The organism is Mesorhizobium intechi, from assembly GCF_002879535.1.
GTDB classification, from domain to species: Bacteria; Pseudomonadota; Alphaproteobacteria; order Rhizobiales; family Rhizobiaceae; genus Mesorhizobium; species Mesorhizobium intechi.
Genome location: NZ_PNOT02000119.1, coordinates 1 through 5,325, shown reverse-complemented (window position 1 = coordinate 5,325; position 5,325 = coordinate 1). Strand labels below are relative to the sequence as shown.

Below are 5,325 nucleotides of genomic sequence, written 5' to 3'. Positions count from 1 at the left end.
CGTCGGCATCGTCTTGCCCGGCACAACGGTGCTCATCATCGTCGGTGGCCTGGTCGGGGCCGGCATCATCCAGCCTTTGCCGGTCGTTCTGGCCGCGATGGTCGGGGCGGCGATCGGCGATACCATTTCCTACTTTCTCGGCAAGTGGCTCGGGCGCGGCGTCGTCCACAAATGGCCGCTCAACCGCTACCGCCGCGAGGTCGCCAGGGCGCGGCTGTTCTTCCAGCGTTATGGCTTCGCAGCGGTTTTCGTCGGCCGTTTCTTCGGCCCCGTCCGCGCCACCGTGCCGCTGGTCGCCGGCATGATGGGCATGCACCGGCGCCGCTTCCAGATCGCCAACATCCTGTCCGCGATCATCTGGGCACCGGTCGTGCTGTCGCCGGGTTGGCTGGTGGCCAAGGGCGCCGGCAGCATTCCCGAACTCGATGTGACCAGCCTGTTCGGGCTGGCGGCGATCGGCGTGGTCGCCCTGATCATCACGGCAGTGATCGCGCTCAAGCTCTGGCGCAGGCGAACCGCCCGCGCCTAGCGGCGTTTCCTGAACACGCCAATCATCGGCCCCAGATTCCAGTAATCGTCGTTGCGGCCGATGCCAGGCGCGAACAGGCTCGATATCGTGCCGTCGAGAAACAGCGCATTGTCGCAGCCGAGGGCATCGCGGAACAGCCGTGCGAATGCATGGAAGTTCACCGTGCCGTTCGAAATGGCAAAGACCGCGACGCCGTCCTTGCGCACCCCGACGCCGTCGCGGGTCTTGCGCGAGGTGCCGTCGGACTGAAATTTCGGATGAAGCTGGCCGTCGACCACCAGCATTGGCCCGGACTGCGTGGCATAGTTGGTGGATGGCCGGTTCCTGACGAAGTCCCTCGTCGCCTGGACCGCGGCCTTGCCGCCGCTGATGTAGAAGATACCATTCGGCTGCAGCGAAAAATTGCCGCTTCCCGATCCTGTCTTCACGCCGGCCATTTCCCGGCCGCGCTCGACATAGAGGCCGACCGGCCGGAGGTCTGGATGATACATGCCGGCGTTGACGGCAAACAGCATGGTGCGGCCGGCCGCGCGCTGGGCAGCATCGAGATTGTGCAGCGACTGAAATGGCTTGCCGGCCGGATCCTTCCAGAACAGTTCGATCGAATACAGCTTCGGATCCACCTCGCAGACGAGATAGCTGGTCGCCTCGAAGGCGAAGCCGCGGCACGGCGGCAACGACACGAACCATTGGCTGAATGCCATCGTGCTGGCGAGGGCTTGGGGCAGCGCGGCTTTGACCAGCCCCAGCAGCAGGGGCGCCGCGTTCAGAAGTGTCAGAAAGTCCATGCGCCTGCGGATGCCAGCTTCAATCAGCTGCCGTGGTTATCACCACTTGCTGGCACGATGGAAGAGCCGCACCAGCGGAACGGACCGAGGTTGATGCTCGGACGCAGCGGAGCCGACCCGACTATTTGACCGCGCTGACCAGTTGTTCGTCGCCACCCAGGATGGAAACCCAGCGCCCGGTGTTGTCACTCGCCTGCCGCTTCAGGTAGCGATAGCTCGTCTGGTTCCAGAGCCGGACCTTGTCAGTCAGATTGTCGAGGATGAAATCGCCCTTGTCGGTGCGGACCGTCAGCACGGCGTGACCCTCGCCGTCAGGCTTGCGAACCACCGTCATCAAAAGATTGGCTATGGCAATGCCCAGGCTGTTGAGCTCACGCCGCTTTTCCAGCGCGTAATCCTCGCAGTCGCCAAAACCGTTGTCCGGATAGGCCCACCACTCGTCCTTGCCGTAATTGTCCATATCGCTCATCGGCTTGACGCGCGTGTTGACCGAGAGGTTCACCGCCGAGATGTCGTGCAGCAGCTTGCTGGTCAGGCGTTCCGGCACGCTGTCGGGCGAGCGGATCGAACATTCGGCGACATGGATCTTGCAAAAATCATAGTGACCGATCGGCTGGGAGGTCGAGCCGCCGACAACCATGGAAGCAGGCGCGGCATAGGCCGACCCCGCCACCGACCAGAAGACGGTCACGGCAACCGCCAGCCCCTTCGCCTTGCGGCGCCAACCCATCGAGGATGCCATCCGGCCCCACCCACCTGTTTTGTTAACAGAATGTTAAGGGCGGTTATATTCCGAAGTCAATCAACCCTGGCGATCACATCTCCGAGGGAGCGACTCATGCGCCCAACTGGTGCCGGCACGCAACACTGGCCCTGCTAAGCCAGCCATCCCATCGCAAGGCCGAGCAACAGAACGACGCCGAGCAGGCCGCGATAGATGACGAAAGGCCAGGCGGAGAAGCGTTCCAGCACCCGCATCAGGCCCCAGATGGCAAAGAAGGCGGAGATCGAGGCGATGACAAGCCCGGTGGCAAGAACCGACCAGCCATGGGCGTCGAGATGAACCTTGTGCAGTTCCCACAGTTCCTTGAGACCGGCGAGCGCGATCGCCGGCAGCCCGAGCAGAAACGAGAAGCGCGCCGCCTCGGCCCGCTTGAAGCCGAGCCCCAGCGCCGCCGTCAGGGTCGAACCCGAGCGCGAGACGCCGGGGATCAGCGCGCCGATCTGGGCGACGCCGACAAGCAGCGCATCGGCGAGCGACGCCTCGGCGATGGTGCGCTTGTGGCGGGCGAAAATTTCGGCCAGAGCCAGCAGGATCGCCATGGCTATGCACGACCAGCCGATCACGCTCAGGCTGCGCAACGGCGAATTGCAGGCATTAAGGACGCCAGATAGCGCGACGCCCGCAATGACGATCGGGATCGTCGCCAGCACGATCCAGGACGCCAGCCGGAAATGCCGGTCGGAAAAATCGCGGCGCTTGAGCGCGTCGAGCGAGCCGAACAGAAGATCCCTGACATCGCCCCAGAAATAGCTGACCACGGCTGCAAGGGCGGCAAGCTGCATGGCGGCGGAGAAGGCGGAGCCCGGGTCTTGCCAGCCGAGTATCGCCGGCACGATTCGCATATGAGCGGTGGAGGAAATCGGCAGCAACTCGGTGATACCTTGCACCAAACCGAGAAAGGCGACCTTGGCATATCCCAGACCGACAAAGCCCGTGTCCACGCCCTGGGTGCAAATGTCAGCCATGTCGAGCCTTTCCGTCGGAGAATCTAGAAGAGCGGTCCGCGCGTGCAATAGACGCGCGATGCGCGGAATCCAATTTACCGATTTGTAAGGCGTCTCTCCAGTTGACAAGTCGCGCATCAATATTATGATCTCGTAACCTTACATTGTAAGTTTGGTGATGGAGGAGCGCCATGCAGACCGCCCTGTCAGAATTGCAAGCGCCAGCCGACCCCCGCCCGCCAGCCATCGCGATCGAGAATGTCACGCGCGACCTCAGCCGCACCCTCGAGCGCGCCGAGGTGAACGCCTGGCTCGACCTCTATGCCGCCGCGCCAGCCGATTTCGCGGCAAGGCAAGGCCTTTCAATAGCGGGAGCAGGCGACCTCGCCTGGACCACCTGCGCGACGATCCCGTTCGTCCATTTCAACTGCGTGAAGAATTTCGGCGTCGACAGCCCGGCCTCGGAAAGCCAGCTCGACGCGCTGCTAGCGCACTACCGCGCCGCGGGCATTTCGCGGCCTTGGTTCTATGTCAATCCACACACCGAACCATCGCTCGTGAGATGCTGGCTCGAGGCGCGCGGCCTGCAGCGCCAGGGCGGCTGGGAGCGGATCTATCGCGGGGCCGAACCGCTGTCGTCGGAGCCGCTTTTCACCGTTAATGGGGTTTCGGTCGAACGCGTGACGAAGGCATCGGCAAGCGAATGGGCCGGCTTCATCGACAAAAGCTACCGGCTGCCCACCTCACCCTGGCTGCTGGCTCTGGTCGGTCGACAGGGCTGGCATCACTTTATGGCCAAGCGGGACGGCGCCGTGGCGGCGGTGCGCTCTTTGTTCATCGGTGCCGACGGCGCGGCCTGGAGCGGCATCGAAGCGCCGGTGCCGGGCATCATGGCGCCGAGCTTCGATCTCGACGCGGTGATTGGAGAAGCACTGGTGCGCGACGGGATTGCCGCCGGCGCCAAGCTGTTCGTCGCCGACATCGAGGCGCCCCACGAGGAACGCGACGGCCCGGCCTATCGCAACTATGCGCGCCTCGGCTTCAGGATTGCCTATTTCCGCAGCCACTACAGCTACATGTCGGCCAGTTCCAACTGACCGCGCCTAACTGCGCAGCCATTGCTGGAAGCAACTTCTGGCCACTATGTGGGCCGGCGGAACGACCGGCTGATCGGCGCGTGCGTCATCGGGCGCCCGGCTGCGAGCTCGTTCGAGCAGCATGCGTACCTGTTCCGGGCGGACACGGTCGCGCTCCATAACAAGCAGGACCATCGGATCGCTTAAAAGCTCGTCCAGGCTGCTGATGCTGTCGTCCATCCGTCGTCTCCTCGATACCGGCCCGCGCAGCATAGATAGGAGGACAATGATGGCCGGCCAATGACGTTTTGCCGGCTATCGCGTGATGATTTGGATCAATTTTCGGTCATGGTCGCGTTGCCTTCTTCCAGGGCAAGAAGGAACGATCTTCAGCCCGGCGGCGGAGCGCCTTCATGTTGCGGCAGGCCGTCACCGAGCATCACCCAAGGCTGCTTCGAGGCGGTGAAGATATGCATCTGCGGCCTGAAGGCCGAGGGATCGTCAAGCGACCCGGTGGTGATGCCGATGATGCCGGCGGAGTCGCGACGCGAAAACATCGTCGTGCCGCAACTCGGGCAGAAGCCGCGCTTGAGATCGGGCGACGTGTTCACGGTGGCCAGCGGCCCCTCGATGGTCACCTCATCGATGCGAAAAAGCATGCGCGCGTTGAAGGCGGCGCCGATCGCCTTCTGGCAAAGCCGGCAATGGCAGATGCGTTCGTTGATAGGCGCCGCGTCGGCGCTGTAGCGCACCGCTCCGCACAGGCACCCGCCCTGATGTTTAGCCATATCACCGTGTCCATGATGAGAATGTGCGGCCGAGGTAAATGGGCAGGACCGATTGGGTCAATTGAAAAGCTTTGATACTGTTTCATCGATTACCGTGATGGGCGAGCCATGACACAAGACATCGAAACCATCGGCATTGCGGATCTGTTCGGGCCGTCCTCGCCCGGCCGCGACCGCGCCGACGCCCGCATCATGGCGGCCGCTTCGGGAATAGGCTTCATGGCGGTTCGGGATTTTCGCGGAGACGCCTGGCTGACGCCGGAACGCCGAGCGCAATTGCTGCGCATCTTCGCCCTTCCCGACACCGAGAAGCAGAAATTGCTGCGCTGGAATTTCGACCGCAGCAGGAAGAATGTCTATCGCGGCTGGTTTTCGCTGCAGCCGACAGCCGTTTCCTACAAGGAAGGCATCGACAT

The 5,325-nt window shown here is 63.1% G+C and carries 7 protein-coding genes and 1 pseudogene; 3 read left to right on the top strand and 5 right to left on the bottom strand.

Features of this window, described 5'->3' with window-relative positions:
* On the top strand, window positions 1-529 hold a 529-nt coding region (locus tag C1D09_RS10805), incomplete at its 5' end, for a DedA family protein (protein WP_246135707.1).
* Here the strand turns inward: C1D09_RS10805 and C1D09_RS10800 are convergent.
* From C1D09_RS10800 to C1D09_RS10790, 3 genes are all read right to left on the bottom strand, one after another.
* Complete coding sequence (locus C1D09_RS10800; RefSeq protein WP_143974250.1) at window positions 526-1,317, bottom strand: phosphodiester glycosidase family protein; 792 nt, start codon at window positions 1,315-1,317, stop codon at window positions 526-528. The genes C1D09_RS10805 and C1D09_RS10800 overlap by 4 nt on opposite strands.
* A gap of 121 nt (window positions 1,318-1,438) precedes the next feature.
* Window positions 1,439-2,059 (bottom strand): transglutaminase-like cysteine peptidase, encoded by a 621-nt coding sequence (locus tag C1D09_RS10795; protein WP_143974249.1) that lies wholly within the window; start codon window positions 2,057-2,059, stop codon window positions 1,439-1,441.
* Window positions 2,060-2,193: 134 nt separating this feature from the next.
* Window positions 2,194-3,066: an undecaprenyl-diphosphate phosphatase gene (locus C1D09_RS10790; RefSeq protein ID WP_143974248.1), complete on the bottom strand. Its 873-nt coding sequence runs from the start codon at window positions 3,064-3,066 to the stop codon at window positions 2,194-2,196.
* A 170-nt stretch (window positions 3,067-3,236) separates the two neighbouring features.
* Between C1D09_RS10790 and C1D09_RS10785 the strand changes: the two genes are divergently transcribed.
* Window positions 3,237-4,142, top strand: a complete 906-nt coding sequence (locus C1D09_RS10785; protein ID WP_143974247.1) for a hypothetical protein — start codon at window positions 3,237-3,239, stop codon at window positions 4,140-4,142.
* Between the two features lie 6 nt (window positions 4,143-4,148).
* Here C1D09_RS10785 and C1D09_RS10780 read toward each other — a convergent pair whose 3' ends face one another.
* Both C1D09_RS10780 and C1D09_RS10775 read right to left on the bottom strand, forming a co-directional pair.
* Window positions 4,149-4,361 (bottom strand): hypothetical protein, encoded by a 213-nt coding sequence (locus tag C1D09_RS10780; RefSeq protein WP_143974246.1) that lies wholly within the window; start codon window positions 4,359-4,361, stop codon window positions 4,149-4,151.
* 149 nt (window positions 4,362-4,510) lie between these two features.
* Window positions 4,511-4,909: a GFA family protein gene (locus C1D09_RS10775; protein ID WP_143974245.1), complete on the bottom strand. Its 399-nt coding sequence runs from the start codon at window positions 4,907-4,909 to the stop codon at window positions 4,511-4,513.
* Window positions 4,910-5,017: 108 nt separating this feature from the next.
* On the opposite strand from C1D09_RS10775, the pseudogene C1D09_RS10770 reads away from it, so the two are divergent.
* Window positions 5,018-5,325, top strand: a pseudogene (locus C1D09_RS10770) (isopenicillin N synthase family dioxygenase); the annotation flags it as partial.